Here is a 13,910-nt window from a genome sequence, read left to right as displayed (position 1 = left end):
CAGGATATGTTGGACGGCGGCTGCTTGTGCTTCTCCTGTCCCCTTGTATTTGCGGAAGGGATTGTGTATGCTGAATGGGGTATTTGCGCCCGGCGCACACCATAGGCGGGCGTTTGCATACCATGGGAGAGCAGGAGACGCGTGAACGCGCTTTTGCGCAGGCAAGGCGAAAGGAGCTTGGAGTTCATGGGGAACAAAATTCGGCTGGGGATTATTTACGGAGGGAAGTCCTCGGAACATGAGGTTTCGCTGCGCACCGCCCTGTCGATTATGAAGGCGGTCGATTTTGATAAATACGACATTTTGCCCATCTACGTGACGCTGGATGGAAACTGGGTGAAAGGGGAGAACCTCAGGGGCATTTTGCCGGAGGGTACCAACGAACTCCGCCTGACAAACGGGGCGGTGTCTGTCAGCAGCGAGGTGAAGATGGAACAGGTGGCTGTCAGCCGCACCTCGCCGATCTTTGGCGTCGCCCAGGAAGTGGACGTGATTTTTCCCGTCGTGCACGGCCCAAACGGTGAAGACGGCACGATTCAAGGCCTGCTGGAACTGGCCAACCTGCCATATGTCGGAGCTGGTGTCATGGCATCGGCAGTGGGCATGGACAAATGGATGATGAAAAACGTGTTCGCCCAGGCGGGACTGCCGCAGGTGAAATACGTGGGCGTGCTCCGGTCGCAGTGGGAACGTGACCAGGAGGGAATCATCGCGCGCATCGAGCAGGAACTGGGCTACCCATGCTTCGTAAAACCGGCCAACATGGGGTCCAGTGTCGGGATCAGTAAGGCAAAAGACCGGCAGCAGTTGATCGACGCGATGATGCTGGCCGCCAAATTTGACCGCCGGTTGATCGTGGAGCAGTTCGTCAAGGCGCGCGAGCTGGAAATCGGCCTGCTCGGCAACGAGGAACCAATCACCTCGGTCGTGGGCGAGATCGTGCCGGCCAAGGAGTTTTACGATTACGAAGCCAAGTACAAAGGCGCCGGCACAGAACTGCAGATTCCAGCCCGGATTCCGTCCCACGTGGCAGAGCGGATCGCTGAAATGGCCAAAATCGCATACTGCGCCCTGGATGCGTCGGGCCTGTCGCGGGCAGACTTTTTCTGGGACGAGGAAAACGACCAACTGTATATCAATGAAGTGAACACGATGCCCGGCTTTACGCCGTTCAGCATGTACCCGCTGCTGTTCCAGGAAGCGGGCATCAGCTACAGCGAGCTGATTGACCGGCTGGTCCAGCTTGCTCTGGAACGCCACGCCGACAAACAGCGAAACGTGGTGGATGCAGAAGAGTTGGAATAATGGGGAATGTAGAGGGAGTGCCCTGGGGCGCTCCCGTGTTCATTTTTGGACAAGGAGCCTCTGTAGCGAGGCTCCTTGCTGTTTTTCGTTTTCAATTGTGGTCACGCGTGATCTTCCAGCGCCTGAAGCAGCGTCCACAGTCCCATGCCTTGCGACGCTTTGAACAGAAAGGCGTGATGGGCGTCGCGCACCGCAAGGAGCGTTTCGACTGCTTCAGCCTTGGTCGGGAAGTAGCGCTTATTCCCCTCGTACGCGTCATACAGGTGCTGCGCTTGCTCACCGACGGCCACGAGCAGTTCGATTCGGTCGCGGTAGCGGTTGGCGAAAGCCCCCACCTGGGCGTGCATGGCCGGGCTGTTCTCGCCAAGCTCAAACATGTCGCCCAGCACCAGCACCTTTTTACGCTCGGGGAACAGATCCGCAAACGTGGAGATCGCCGCTTCCATCGACGAAGGGCTGGCGTTGTACGCGTCGTTGATGTAGAGCGGGCCATGGGCGGACTCGATCCGCTCGAAACGCATGGCCGACAGGCGCACCGTCGCCAGCGCGCGGATGATCTCCGCTGTCGTCATGCCGAAGTGGCGGCCGATCGCAACAGCCGGCAGCGCGTTCAGGACGTTGTGCGTGCCGAACAGCGGCAGGAAGGCCGCGAAGCGCTCCCCGTCCCGGAAGCAGACGTCAAATCGCGTCCCGTCGTCAGCGGATTGGATATTCTCCGCCCAGATGTCAGCGGGGGCGTTGACGGAGTAGTACATGATGCGGCCCGGATAAAGTGGCGCCACCTTGCGCAGGTATTCGCTGTCTCCGTTCAAAAGGACCAGTCCGTCCGGATCAGTGTGGGGAAGCAGTTCTGCCTTGGCGAGCGCGATTTTCTCCCGCGAGCCAAAAAACTCGATGTGGGCTTCGCCGATATAGGTAATCACGCTGATCTGCGGCTTGACCAGCGAGGCCAGCAGGTCGATTTCGCCAGCGTGGTTCATGCCCAGCTCCAGCACGGCTGCCTGATGCTGCTCTTCCACCTGCAGCAGGGAGTAGGGAACGCCCAGGTGGTTGTTGAGATTTTTGTAGGTCTTGTGGATGGAAAACCGGCTTTCCAGCAGGTGGGCGACGATGTCCTTCGTTGTCGTTTTGCCGTTGCTGCCGGTAATGGCCACAAAGGGTATGGAAAAGGACGTGCGGTAAGCAGCTGCCAGCTTTTGAAACGCGCGCAGCGTGTCGTTCACCAGAATCAGGCCGAATCCCGCCGGCAGGCTGTCTGGCACCTTTTGTTCGTTGGAGATGATCGCTGCCCGTGCGCCTTTTTCCGCCGCCTGCAGGAGAAAGTCGTGTCCGTCCCGCGTTCCGGCAATCGCCACGAACAAGGCACCCGGCAAAAGCTGACGCGTGTCAAAGTGAACGGATGTCACCGTCAGCCCGGGATCGCCCGCCAGCAGCAGCCCTTCCGCCATAACGGCCGCTCGTCCCAGTGCAATTTCTCTCATAGGTCCAATCCCCTTTTCATCGAATCGTTTTCGATCGTGGAAACCACGAAGTCATGCTAACACTCCTGTTCGGCCGCGGCAAGGAAAAAATGACGGTCCCCATCGCAGACAGCCGAACAGGTCAATGATCATGAAACAGTCATGCGTACAGGTTGCTGGTAGTTCAGGTGGCGATAAAAAAGCATAATGGCCACAGACGGCGAAAAACGCCCGAAAACGAAGATTCGGGCGTCTGTTACATCATGTATGGCAGCGGGACCTATTCAGATATTGGATCGGCTTTTATAACTTTTTTTAACCAGTACAATTACCCAGTTGCCTCTTATTGTAATATATTCCCTTCCGATTCACAATCATGCCGCGCGTTTGAACAGTTCAGTCACAAACGTCGCAACAATTTCTCTTTACGGCAAAGCGGTTTTGCGTAAGCGTGCTTTTCCTCTCCTGACAGAATTGCGCCTCGGTCAGCTGATCTTTACCCCAGCAGGAAAGGAGGCCATGAGTGAACGCACTGCTGCCTCTTCCGAGCTGGCTTCCAAGAATAAGTTGGAAAGAAAGGTTGACCTGTCTTGGTTTTCTGTCCTATAATGTAGTGTGACAGTCTGTTGGTAACAGGCGTCCCACGGTTTTAGCGGAGGGAGGGAAGACAGATGGCAGAAGTTCGAGTCAAGAAAAACGAGTCTTTGGAACAGGCACTTCGTCGCTTCAAGCGTGAGAGCGCCAAAGCAGGGGTTATGGCGGAACTGAGAAAACGCCGCCACTTCGAAAAACCCAGCGTGCGCCGCAAGAAAAAATCCGAAGCAGCTCGCAAGCGCAAGTACTAATTGACGGAGGGCTCATCATGAGTGTAATGGAGCGACTCGATCAAGATATGAAGCAAGCGATGAAGGACAAAGCTGCGCTGAAACTCTCTGTTATTCGCATGGTGAAAGCTGCGTTAAAGAACGAAGAGATTAGTAAAGGTAGACTGTTGTCTGAAGACGAAGAGCTGACCATCTTGACTCGCGAGTTAAAACAGCGCCGTGAATCCCTCCAAGAATTCGAAAAGGCGGGTCGTGACGACCTCGCCGCCAAAACACGAGAGGAAATCGACGTGCTCTCCGCGTATCTGCCCGCTCAATTGAGCGAGGACGAACTGCGCGGCATTGTACGGGACGCGATTGCCGCCACCGGAGCCACCTCCAAAAAGGAGATGGGCAAGGTGATGGGGGCGATCATGCCGAAAGTAAAAGGAAGAGCCGACGGTGCTCTCGTGCAAAAGATTGTATCTGAGGAATTGCCATCGTAATGAGGATCAACCTCATCTAGATACGCACAAAAGACTCAGTCCCATGCGGCTGGGTCTTTCTTTATGGCACGAATAAGGCAATCAATAAAAAATTATGAAACGGGCGTGAATCTGACCCGTATACCTAAGTAGCCATTCGAGGAGGCTGTATAAGGAAAGGAGGTGGAGGTAATGAATGTGTCACGCATCGTTTCCCGTCCCGTTCGCTTGTTGCTGGCGCTGCTTTGCGTGGCGATAGGGCTCGCCGGTCTGCTGGCCGGAAGTCCGGCTGCTGCCAAACCGTATCAGAAAGCGGTCTGGATTCCCGTGGAGCACCAGATCGAGCAGGGGCTGGAAAGCTTTCTGAAGCGGGCGTTTGCCGAAGCAACGAGTAAGGGCGCGGATCTGATCGTGCTGCACATCAACACCCCCGGCGGAGAAATCAATGCGGCCGACTCCATCGGCCAACTGGTCAGACAATCGCCAATCCACGTGGTGGCCTACATCGACAATCAGGCGTTTTCGGCCGGCACCTATATCGCTCTGAACGCAAACGAAATTGTCATGACCCCAGGCAGCAGCATCGGGGCGGCGACGCCGATTGACCTGGCGGGCAACGCCGCCGACGTGAAGATCATCTCCGGGTGGGCTAACAAAATGGAGGCGGCAGCCAAGCTGAACAACCGCAATCCGGACGTGGCCCGGGCCATGGTGGAAATCGACCGGGAGTTTCCGGGGTTGAAACCGAAAGGCACCGTTCTTTCCCTGGATGCCGAGCGGGCCAAGCAGTTGGGCTACGCCGAACAGGTGGTGGCCAACAAGGCACAGCTTCTCGCGTATCTGGGCGTCAATGCGGATGAGCTGGAAACGATTGAACCGACAATCGGCGAGCGGGTGGCCCGTTTTGTCACCAGTCCGGTTGTCATGAGCCTTCTGTTGATCATTGGTCTGGTGGGCATCGTCGTCGAGCTGTTTGCCCCCGGATTTGGCGTGGGCGGCACGGTTGCGTTGTGCGCCTTTGGTCTGTACTTCTTCGGCCATTACGTGGCGGGATTCGCCAATTGGCTGCATATCTGCCTGTTTGTTCTGGGCATCCTGCTGATGATATTGGAAATCTTCGTTCCCGGCGGGATCGTCGGTGGGCTTGGCTTCATCAGCATTGTCGCCGGCTTGGTCATGGCTGCCTACGACACAAAACAGGGGCTTGCATCGCTGGGGATCGCTGTCCTGGTCACGGTGATCGTCGCCTTCGCGCTGATTAAAAAATACGGCATCAAAGGACTGATCAGCCGGTTTGTGCTGGGTGACGTGCAGCGCAATGAAGCGGGCTACGTGGCGCCGAAGGACCAGCGGCACCTGCTGGGCAAGGAGGGGATTGCCCTGACGCCGCTTCGACCGGCGGGCGTGGTCAAGATTGAGGGGCGGCGCATTGATGCCGTCAGCGGAGGCGGATTTATTGCCGCCGGCACCCCCATCACCGTAATACAGGTGGAAGGCAGCCGCGTTGTCGTGCAGGAACAAGAACAAAAGGAGTAGATGATTCATGTTGGATAGCGGATTGATTCCTATCATTTTTATGGTGGCAGTGGCGATCGTTGTCCTGTCGATCTTTTTCTCATTCGTCCCGGTAATGCTCTGGATTTCCGCGCTCGCCTCCGGTGTGCGCGTCGGCATCATCACGCTGGTGGCCATGCGGCTGCGCCGCGTGATTCCTTCGCGCATCGTCAACCCGCTGATCAAGGCGAGAAAAGCGGGGCTGGAGCTTGACACGAACCAGTTGGAAAGCCACTACCTGGCAGGCGGAAACGTAGACCGTGTCGTCGATGCCCTGGTAGCTGCACAGCGGGCTGACATTCCGCTCGGCTTCGAGCGGGCCGCCGCGATTGACCTGGCGGGCCGTGACGTGCTGGAAGCGGTGCAGATGAGCGTAAACCCGAAAGTGATTGAAACCCCCGTCGTCGCCGCCATGGCCAAGGACGGGATCGAGGTAAAGGCAAAGGCGAAGGTGACTGTTCGCGCCAACATCGACCGACTGGTGGGGGGCGCAGGCGAAGAAACGATTATCGCCCGTGTTGGCGAAGGGATCGTGACGACGATCGGTTCGTCCAACTCCCACAAAGACGTGCTGGAAAATCCGGACAGCATTTCGCAAACCGTGTTGAACAAAGGGTTGGACGCCGGTACAGCGTTTGAAATCCTCTCCATCGACATCGCTGATGTAGATGTGGGCAAAAACATCGGGGCACAGCTCCAAACCGATCAGGCGGAAGCAGACAAACGCATCGCTCAGGCAAAAGCAGAGGAGCGCCGCGCGATGGCGGTCGCCCAGGAACAGGAAATGAAGGCGCGCGTCGTAGAGATGAAGGCCAAGGTTGTGGAAGCCGAGGCGCAGGTGCCGCTCGCGCTCTCCGAAGCCCTGAGAAGCGGCAAATTGGGCGTAATGGATTACTACAACCTGCAAAACATCTCCGCTGATACGCAAATGCGCCAGGCATTCGGCGCCACCGGCAGCAAGCAAGAGTCCGACCTGCCTGACCAAGACCAAGAGTAAGAGGCGATAGCCAATGGACGATCTTATTGATCTGTTGATTGATCTGCTGATTGATCAGTTGGAATGGGTTTTACCGCTCCTTGGCAAGTTCTGGGTTCTGATCGCGGGGTTCTTCGGCTACTTGCTGTTTGGCAAAAAAGGCAAACAAGGGCGCAGCATGTCCCAGGGAAAACCGCAGCGTCCTCCGCTAACCCCGGTGGACAGCGGCGATTTCCCGCTCCCTGCAAATGTAGAGTTGCAGCCGGAGCGGCGCATGGTGGTGCGGCAGGAATCCAGGTCTGACATGGAAGAACGCGCTGCCGAACCGGAATGGCTGGAAGAGGAGTTGCATATGCCGCTGGCGAATGTGGAAGCGGCACCGGCCGCCCAAGTTGTTGGGTCTGATGCTGCGCTCCAACCGTCCCCGGCAGAGCAAGCAACAGAAAAGCCGACCGCGCTCGATCCTCGGGAAGGGATGAAGTGGGCGATCATTTTCGGTCCGCCCCGGGCCAAAAGCAGGCCCCTTCCCTACCGCCGCAGCGTTTGACGCATGGGTGTAACAGACAGGCGAACATTCCCGTTCGCCTGTTGTTTTTTGACTGAACATTTTGTCGAAAGAAATCGAACATCTGGTCTTGTGCCTCAAGTCTTGGTTGACTATTCTTGATCTAGGCACGAACTATTAACAATAAGGGTGAGGGGTAGAGCGGCGAATGGATCGACAGGAACTGGAGAGGATGAGCAAGTTTCGCCAAAAGGTGATCCGGCTTGTCATCTATGAAAGGAAATCGATCTATGAAACGGCGATCGCCTGCGGATGTACAGCGGAAAAGGTAAAGCGCGTGATCAAGAAGTGGAAGGCCCTCAAACGGTACGGAACGCCTTTTCCCACCGACGAACAGAAGACGTGACGGGACGAGCCCCGACGCTTGCGGAAGCGAGTGTCGGGGCGATTTTCTCTGCATGATTTTCTCCCCTCACCGCATACGGTTATAGAAGAAGGACGCACCGGGCACCCGGACTGGCTTGGAGGGATGCATTCCGGCGCAGCAGCACCAGTAAAGGGGGGCTTGCTCATGAAACGATGGGGCCGCCGTCTGCGCCATCTGGCCGTTGGAGTGCTGGATTTGCCGCAAGATGTGGTGCTGGAAGTCCCGCGCATCACGATGATCGGCCATCTGCAAATGTATATCGAAAACCACCGCGGAGTTCTCCACTTTAGTGAAAAGGAGCTCCGCTTGCTGTTGACCAATGGACAGCTGCTCGTTACTGGAGAACAATTGGTGATCCGGGCGATCCTGCCGGAGGAAATCCTGTTGGAGGGGCGCATCGGCGGCGTCAAGTTTCTGGAGAAACCTTAGGAAACGTTCCGCGACAATACCTGGGAAAGTGGGGACGGGCACATGCGCAATGGATTGCAGGAATGGTTGGACGGCTATATCACGATCACCGTCCGGGGAAAGCGGTTTGAACGAATGTTGAACATGGCGGTACGGGAAGGTATCCGAATCTGGAACATCCGCAGAGTGGGGCAGGAGGTGGGCCGCTGCGACATCCTGATCCGCGATTACTTTCGCTTGCGGCCGTTTTTGCGGGAGACAGGCTGTCGCCCTCACGTGGAACGACGAGGCGGGCTGCCTTTCTGGCTGGTCCGGCTGCGCCGGCGGGCCGGTCTTGTCATCGGCGCCTCTTTATTTTTGGTCGGAATGTACATGCTCTCCTCGTTCGTCTGGCAGGTGGAGGTGCAGGGAGTCAGGCAAATGCGCCCCGAGGCGGTGACTAATGCGGCGGCACAGGTCGGGATTAAAGAAGGGGTCTGGAAGGCCAAACTAAAAGAATCACACGTGCTGCAGCGGGAACTGATGAGCCTGCTGCCGGAAGCGTCCAGGGTCATCGTTGACATACAAGGCACCAAGGCGATTATCCAGGTGGTAGAGAAAGAAGAGCCGGAGAAGCCGGCCCCGCCCAGTCCGCGCCACCTGGTTGCCAAGAAGCGGGCGGTCGTGCACACGATTCTGCCGGAAGCGGGCAAAAGCATGGTGTCTGTCAACCAGTTTGTGGAAAAAGGGCAGACGCTGATATCCGGCATTATCGGCAATGAGACCAGGCAAAAGGCAGTCGCCGCCCGCGGCACGGTAAAAGGGGAGGTGTGGTACGTCAGCAACGTCACGATGCCGCTCGCCCAGGTGCACTATCAGTTGACCGGTGAACGGCAGCAGACGCAGTATCTGCTCGTCGGCCCCTTCGCCGTGCAGATATGGCCGTTCAAACAGCAGCCGTTTGCGCAGGCCGAGTCGGTCGAGCAGCGCTTCCAACCCTCGTATGCGGGCTTTACAAGTCCGATCGGCTGGAAGACGGTCACGCAGGCGGAGGTGCAGCCAGTACGGCGGGAATTGAGCATGGAAGAAGCGCTGCAGGCTGCCAAGCAGGCGGCCCGCGAGGACGTGCTGCGGCAGGCGGGCAAAGATGCGGTAATTCAGGACGAAAAAGTTTTGCACGTGAAGAGAGAGAATGGTAAAGTTTATTTGAGTATTCATTTTTCCGTTATTGAGGACATTGCCGTCGAGCAGCCGATTCTGGGCCTGCCGCCGGCTCCCCAGGCAAACGGCAATTCGTAATGGATTGCTGACAACCGCTGCAAGGAGATGGAAGCCTGTTGCACGTACAAGAAGAGGTAAAAATTCCGTTTGTTGACGCATCGGAAGCGTTGTTGCTGTTCGGTCCCCACGATGCATATCTCAAATTGATCGAGGAAACGACCACAGCAAAAATCATGACACGCAGCGGCGAGCTGGTCATCAGCGGCGAAAAGGCCGAAGTGGATAAGCTCTCCCGCTTGTTTGCCGTCCTGCTCCAGCTGATTCGGCGGGACATCGCCCTGTCCGAGCGCGACGTCTCGTACGCGCTGCAATTGGTGGAACGGGGAGAAGCGGAACAATTGCTGGACGTCTACGACGAGGAAGTGGCTCGCACCCAAAAGGGCAAGCTGATTCGCGCCAAGACGCTGGGACAGCGCCACTACCTGTCCGCCATCAAGCGGCACGACATCGTGTTTGGCATCGGGCCGGCCGGTACCGGCAAAACGTACCTGGCTGTGGTAATGGCGGTCAACGCGTTGAAAAACGGACGAGTCAAGCGCATCGTGCTGACGCGCCCGGCCGTGGAGGCAGGAGAGAGCCTCGGCTTTTTGCCCGGCGACTTGCAGGAAAAAGTGGACCCCTATCTGCGTCCGCTCTACGACGCCTTGTACGACATGCTGGGCACGGAACAGGTGGCCAAGATGATGGAGCGCGGGCTGATTGAAGTGGCTCCGCTGGCATACATGCGCGGGCGAACGCTGGAAGACTGCTTTGTCATCCTGGACGAAGCGCAGAACACCACGCCTGAACAAATGAAAATGTTTCTCACCCGTCTGGGCTTCGGTTCCAAAATGGTGATTACCGGCGACGTGACCCAGATCGACCTGCCCAAAGGGAAAAAATCGGGTTTGCGGGAAGCAGAGCGCATTCTGGCCCCGATCCCCGAAGTGGCATTTATCCGCTTCCAGGAAGCGGACGTGGTGCGCCACAGCCTGGTGCAGAAGATCATCGAAGCGTACGCCAAAGACGAACACGAACACAGCTACCGGTAAAGGAGATTGGGTACCCGTGCTATCCGTAGAAATTCTTCACGACGAAATCCAACCGATTGACGAATCCCTGCAGGACCTGATCGTCCGCTGCCTGGAAGCGGCTGCTGAGCGGGAAGGCGTGGACGGCGAAGTGGTGGTGACGCTGGTGAACAACGAGCGCATCCATGAGCTGAACCGCCAATACCGTGGCGTTGACCGTCCCACCGACGTGCTGTCGTTTGCGATGAACGAGTCGGGAGAGGGAGAAATGGACATTTATTTGGACGAGGAAGCGTTGGACGCGCTCCCCAACATGCTGGGGGACATTGTCATTTCCGTTCCCAAGGCGGAGGAGCAGGCGGCAGAGTATGGACACTCGCTCGAACGGGAACTGGGTTTTCTCGCTGTTCACGGTTTTCTCCATCTGCTCGGGTACGACCACGGCACGGAGGAAGAGGAGAAAGAGATGTTTTCCCGTCAGGAGGCAGTGCTGCAGCAGATTGGTTTGACGAGGTAGGCGATAGCGTTTGAAAGAGTGGCGCCGTTTGGTCAGCAGCTTTTCCTATGCCCTGCAAGGCATAGTCCAAACCGTGAAGACACAGCGAAACATGCAAATCCACGTCGCATTTGCCGTGCTGGCGCTGGCGGCGGCGTGGTGGCTGCGCATTCCTCGCGGCGATGTTTTGCTGGTCTTTTTTTCTATCGCGCTGGTGTGGGCGCTCGAGTTGGTCAATACCGCCCTGGAGGCAGCAGTCGATTTGTCCTCCCCCGAGTGGCACGCGAAGGCCAAAACGGCCAAGGACGCTTGTGCCGGTGCCGTCCTGGTGGCGGCTGTCCTGTCCGTCGTAATCGGCGTCGCTGTTTTCGGCCCACCGCTCTGGGAGAAACTCACGGTGTGGCTGGCCGTGTAACAGGAGGACTGGCCTGGTGCGGCTCTGCGGCACCGCCTGCAGGCCGGCGGGTGCCTCGCGTTTGCTTTACCCACTACATATGTATTGAAATGTATTGATTGGCGAGGGAACGGTGATGATGAACATGGATAAACAAGCCCTGCTGGAGCAGGCGAAAGAAGCGAGAAAGCTGGCGTATGTGCCGTATTCCAACTTTCCTGTGGGAGCGGCACTCTTGACCGACAGCGGCAAGGTGTATCTCGGCTGCAATATCGAGAACGCCTCCTTCCCGCTGTGCAACTGCGCGGAGCGGACCGCGCTGTTTAAGGCGTATTCCGAAGGGGATACCCGTTACAAGGCGATCGCCGTGGTGGCTGACACGCCGAATCCGGTCTCTCCCTGCGGCGCGTGCCGGCAGGTGATGGCGGAGCTGTGCCCGCCCGACATGCCGGTCATCCTTGCCAACATGAACGGTGACGTGACAGAAACAACAGTATCCGCCCTGCTTCCCGGGGCGTTTGCCAAGGAGGATTTACGTGGATAATCGCACGAAAAAAGGTTTCAAATCCGGGTTTGTCTCCATTGTGGGCAGGCCCAACGTGGGGAAATCCACGCTGTTAAACCACATCGTCGGCCAGAAGATTGCGATCATGTCCAACAAACCGCAGACGACGCGCAACAAGATTACCGCCGTCTACACGACAGAGCAGGGACAAGTCATCTTCCTGGACACGCCGGGGATTCACAAGCCCAAGTCCAAGCTGGGCGACTACATGGTCGCCGTCGCGGAAAACACGCTCAACGAAGTGGACCTGGTGCTGTTTGTCATCGACGCAACGGAAAAACGGGGGCCGGGTGACGATTACATCATTGAGCGGCTCAAGCAGGTAAAAACTCCCGTCTTTCTGGTGATCAACAAAATTGACAAGGTTCACCCGGAGGAACTGCTGCCGATCATCGACGAATACCGGAAGCTGTACGAGTTCAAACAGATCATCCCGATTTCCGCTCTGGAGGGGAACAACACCGGGCCGCTGATCCAGGCCATCTTTGACGAGATGGAAGAAGGGCCGATGTACTACCCGCCCGACCAGGTGACCGACCACCCCGAGCGCTTCATCGTGGCCGAATTGATCAGGGAAAAGGTGCTGCATCTGACCCGCGAAGAGGTGCCCCATTCGATCGCCGTGACGGTTGAAGAAATGAAGCGGGGCGAAAACGGAAAGACCCTGTACATCTACGCGGCCATTTACGTCGAGCGGGATTCGCAGAAAGGCATCCTGATCGGCGAGAGAGGGCAGATGCTCAAGGAAATCGGCCGCCGCGCCCGTCTGGACATCGAGCGGCTGATGGGGGACAAGGTGTTTCTGGAACTGTGGGTCAAGGTGAAAAAAGACTGGCGCAATCAGGAGCGAATGCTGCGCAATTTTGGTTTTTACGATGAAGAATAGCGGTGTCAATTTTTCCATGGCATAGAAAAACGGGCGCAGGTGAATCTAAGAAGGAAGTGGATTCAGCCGAAACAAGAAAGGATGATGCTTCATGCTTCGTGACTTTTCTTGGAAATATTTCGCTTCGACCGGTGACATCCATGCTTACCTTCTCTACAGAGAACACCTTCAAACGACTGCCGACGAGGAGGACACGTTTGAATTCGCCCAAAAGGAGCCGGGTGAAACACACGCATGCTTGTAAAGTGGGAAGGCATTGTCATCCGCAGCGTGGACTATGGCGAGTCCAGCAAAGTGGTGACGTTGTTTACGCGGGAGCACGGCAAAGTGGGCATCATGGCACGCGGCGCGAAAAAGCCGAAAAGCCGCCTGGGGGCCGTCTCCCAACTGTTTACCCATGGATACTATCTGTGCAAGGCAGGGCCTGGAAGCGGCATGCCTGACCTGTCCCAGGGAGAGATCGTGGAGTCGTTCCGGGACTTGCGGCAAAACCTGGCTGCCACGGCTTATGCCGCGTACATAGCGGAGCTGTTGGACCGGTTGACGGATGAACGGGAAGCCAATCCTTTTTTGTTTCACATGGTATTGCTGCTGTTTCGCTATCTGGATGAAGGCAGGGATGCGGAAATTCTCTGCCGGATCTTCGAGACAAAAATGCTGCGGGTGGCGGGCATTGCCCCGCACCTGTCGGGATGCGCCAGCTGCGGGGCGGAGCGGGAGCCATATGCGATCAGCGTGTCGCAGGGAGGACTCATCTGTCCCGTCTGCCTTCCGCAGGACCCGTATGCAATCGCCGTCACCCCGTCGGTCTGGAAGCTGCTTCGCCTGTTTCAGGTGTTTGATCTGGAGCGGCTGGGCGAGATTGAAGTGAAACCTGCGACGCGCAGCCAGCTCAAACACGTGCTGCGCAGCTTTTTGGACCAACATCTCGATTTGCGGCTGAAAAGTCGGGCGTTTCTGGATCAGATCGAAAACATCGGCTTGTAGCCGGCCGGAATGTCATGTGGATCTGCATTGACATCCGTTTTGCTTTTCGCTATGATAAGTACCAAATGTGATATCGACCGTTGCTGTGAAGGAAAGGAGTAGTCGACCGCTGGCTGATCGAGAAGGCGTCGCGTCTTCTCACGTAGCGAACCGGGGAGGGTGGAAGCCTGGTAGTCATGTCGATGAACGGCGTTCCGGAGCAAGGTGAACAGCAAAAGCGGACGATGAGGCCGGTATGCCGATTCGTCAAGTAGGGTGGAACCGCGGGATAACCTCTCGTCCCTACACTGTGGAAGACACGGTGTAGGCGGCGGGAGGTTTTTTGCTGAATCAGGGGGGAGCGGCTTTTTTTAAGCTGCGGCCTGATTCGGCAGACCAGCGTCCTTTCC

General features: G+C 57.1%; 17 protein-coding genes. 16 read left to right on the top strand and 1 reads right to left on the bottom strand.

The genetic code is table 11. The features are described 5' to 3' along the window. The first annotated feature begins 186 nt into the window (after positions 1-186). The gene (locus KDN35_RS06565; RefSeq protein ID WP_212132405.1) at positions 187-1,305 is read left to right on the top strand and encodes a D-alanine--D-alanine ligase; all 1,119 of its coding nucleotides are present in this window, start codon (positions 187-189) and stop codon (positions 1,303-1,305) included. A 101-nt stretch (positions 1,306-1,406) separates the two neighbouring features. Here KDN35_RS06565 and KDN35_RS06560 read toward each other — a convergent pair whose 3' ends face one another. Continuing rightward, positions 1,407-2,786: a UDP-N-acetylmuramoyl-tripeptide--D-alanyl-D-alanine ligase gene (locus KDN35_RS06560; RefSeq protein WP_212132404.1), complete on the bottom strand. Its 1,380-nt coding sequence runs from the start codon at positions 2,784-2,786 to the stop codon at positions 1,407-1,409. Between the two features lie 650 nt (positions 2,787-3,436). Between KDN35_RS06560 and rpsU the strand changes: the two genes are divergently transcribed. The 15 genes from rpsU (at position 3,437) to recO (ending at position 13,521) form a co-directional block, all read left to right on the top strand. Continuing rightward, positions 3,437-3,610, top strand: a complete 174-nt coding sequence (rpsU, locus tag KDN35_RS06555; protein ID WP_029097302.1) for a 30S ribosomal protein S21 — start codon at positions 3,437-3,439, stop codon at positions 3,608-3,610. 17 nt (positions 3,611-3,627) lie between these two features. Beyond that, complete coding sequence (locus KDN35_RS06550; RefSeq protein ID WP_171565324.1) at positions 3,628-4,074, top strand: GatB/YqeY domain-containing protein; 447 nt, start codon at positions 3,628-3,630, stop codon at positions 4,072-4,074. A 171-nt stretch (positions 4,075-4,245) separates the two neighbouring features. Next, positions 4,246-5,589 (top strand): NfeD family protein, encoded by a 1,344-nt coding sequence (locus KDN35_RS06545; protein WP_171565323.1) that lies wholly within the window; start codon positions 4,246-4,248, stop codon positions 5,587-5,589. 7 nt (positions 5,590-5,596) lie between these two features. Then, entirely contained in the window at positions 5,597-6,604 is a 1,008-nt protein-coding gene (floA, locus tag KDN35_RS06540; protein WP_212132403.1) for a flotillin-like protein FloA, read from the top strand. Between the two features lie 13 nt (positions 6,605-6,617). Beyond that, a complete protein-coding gene (locus tag KDN35_RS06535; RefSeq protein ID WP_212132402.1) occupies positions 6,618-7,130 on the top strand; it encodes a hypothetical protein in 513 nt (170 codons plus the stop codon). Positions 7,131-7,296: 166 nt separating this feature from the next. Then, positions 7,297-7,494 (top strand): sigma-70 family RNA polymerase sigma factor, encoded by a 198-nt coding sequence (locus tag KDN35_RS06530; RefSeq protein WP_171565320.1) that lies wholly within the window; start codon positions 7,297-7,299, stop codon positions 7,492-7,494. A 165-nt stretch (positions 7,495-7,659) separates the two neighbouring features. Beyond that, positions 7,660-7,944, top strand: coding sequence for a sporulation protein YqfC (gene yqfC, locus KDN35_RS06525; RefSeq protein WP_171565319.1), 285 nt, complete (start codon positions 7,660-7,662; stop codon positions 7,942-7,944). A 42-nt stretch (positions 7,945-7,986) separates the two neighbouring features. After that, on the top strand, positions 7,987-9,201 hold the full coding sequence (gene yqfD / locus KDN35_RS06520; RefSeq protein ID WP_171565318.1) for a sporulation protein YqfD: 1,215 nt from the start codon (positions 7,987-7,989) through the stop codon (positions 9,199-9,201). Between the two features lie 38 nt (positions 9,202-9,239). Beyond that, positions 9,240-10,214, top strand: a complete 975-nt coding sequence (locus KDN35_RS06515; protein WP_171565317.1) for a PhoH family protein — start codon at positions 9,240-9,242, stop codon at positions 10,212-10,214. A 16-nt stretch (positions 10,215-10,230) separates the two neighbouring features. Beyond that, positions 10,231-10,710: an rRNA maturation RNase YbeY gene (ybeY, locus tag KDN35_RS06510; protein ID WP_171565316.1), complete on the top strand. Its 480-nt coding sequence runs from the start codon at positions 10,231-10,233 to the stop codon at positions 10,708-10,710. Positions 10,711-10,720: 10 nt separating this feature from the next. Further along, positions 10,721-11,104, top strand: coding sequence for a diacylglycerol kinase (locus KDN35_RS06505; protein WP_212132401.1), 384 nt, complete (start codon positions 10,721-10,723; stop codon positions 11,102-11,104). Between the two features lie 124 nt (positions 11,105-11,228). Next, entirely contained in the window at positions 11,229-11,627 is a 399-nt protein-coding gene (locus tag KDN35_RS06500; RefSeq protein ID WP_171565314.1) for a cytidine deaminase, read from the top strand. Continuing rightward, positions 11,620-12,534, top strand: a complete 915-nt coding sequence (gene era, locus KDN35_RS06495) for a GTPase Era (RefSeq protein ID WP_171565313.1) — start codon at positions 11,620-11,622, stop codon at positions 12,532-12,534. Before KDN35_RS06500 ends, era begins: the two co-directional genes overlap by 8 nt. Positions 12,535-12,625: 91 nt before the next feature. Continuing rightward, entirely contained in the window at positions 12,626-12,778 is a 153-nt protein-coding gene (locus KDN35_RS06490; protein WP_171565312.1) for a YqzL family protein, read from the top strand. Beyond that, entirely contained in the window at positions 12,769-13,521 is a 753-nt protein-coding gene (gene recO / locus KDN35_RS06485; protein ID WP_171565311.1) for a DNA repair protein RecO, read from the top strand. The genes KDN35_RS06490 and recO overlap by 10 nt, the downstream gene beginning before the upstream one ends. The last annotated feature ends 389 nt before the right edge of the window (positions 13,522-13,910 follow it).

Origin of the sequence: Brevibacillus sp. NL20B1 (assembly GCF_018195675.1) — a bacterium.
GTDB classification, from domain to species: Bacteria; Bacillota; Bacilli; order Brevibacillales; family Brevibacillaceae; genus Brevibacillus; species Brevibacillus aydinogluensis.
The sequence above is the reverse complement of the archived record's forward strand: the minus strand, read 5'-3'. Positions and strand labels throughout refer to the sequence as shown.

Bases quoted from the DNA above. Each gene is read 5' to 3' on its own strand.
- rpsU (WP_029097302.1), top strand. From the start codon at position 3,437: ATGGCAGAAGTTCGAGTCAAGAAAAACGAGTCTTTGGAACAGGCACTT.
- yqfC (WP_171565319.1), top strand. From the start codon at position 7,660: ATGAAACGATGGGGCCGCCGTCTGCGCCATCTGGCCGTTGGAGTGCTG.
- KDN35_RS06550 (WP_171565324.1), top strand. From the start codon at position 3,628: ATGAGTGTAATGGAGCGACTCGATCAAGATATGAAGCAAGCGATGAAG.
- KDN35_RS06565 (WP_212132405.1), top strand. From the start codon at position 187: ATGGGGAACAAAATTCGGCTGGGGATTATTTACGGAGGGAAGTCCTCG.
- KDN35_RS06500 (WP_171565314.1), top strand. From the start codon at position 11,229: ATGGATAAACAAGCCCTGCTGGAGCAGGCGAAAGAAGCGAGAAAGCTG.
- KDN35_RS06545 (WP_171565323.1), top strand. From the start codon at position 4,246: ATGAATGTGTCACGCATCGTTTCCCGTCCCGTTCGCTTGTTGCTGGCG.
- KDN35_RS06560 (WP_212132404.1), bottom strand. From the start codon at position 2,786: ATGAGAGAAATTGCACTGGGACGAGCGGCCGTTATGGCGGAAGGGCTG.
- yqfD (WP_171565318.1), top strand. From the start codon at position 7,987: ATGCGCAATGGATTGCAGGAATGGTTGGACGGCTATATCACGATCACC.
- KDN35_RS06535 (WP_212132402.1), top strand. From the start codon at position 6,618: ATGGACGATCTTATTGATCTGTTGATTGATCTGCTGATTGATCAGTTG.
- recO (WP_171565311.1), top strand. From the start codon at position 12,769: ATGCTTGTAAAGTGGGAAGGCATTGTCATCCGCAGCGTGGACTATGGC.
- floA (WP_212132403.1), top strand. From the start codon at position 5,597: ATGTTGGATAGCGGATTGATTCCTATCATTTTTATGGTGGCAGTGGCG.
- KDN35_RS06490 (WP_171565312.1), top strand. From the start codon at position 12,626: ATGCTTCGTGACTTTTCTTGGAAATATTTCGCTTCGACCGGTGACATC.
- KDN35_RS06530 (WP_171565320.1), top strand. From the start codon at position 7,297: ATGGATCGACAGGAACTGGAGAGGATGAGCAAGTTTCGCCAAAAGGTG.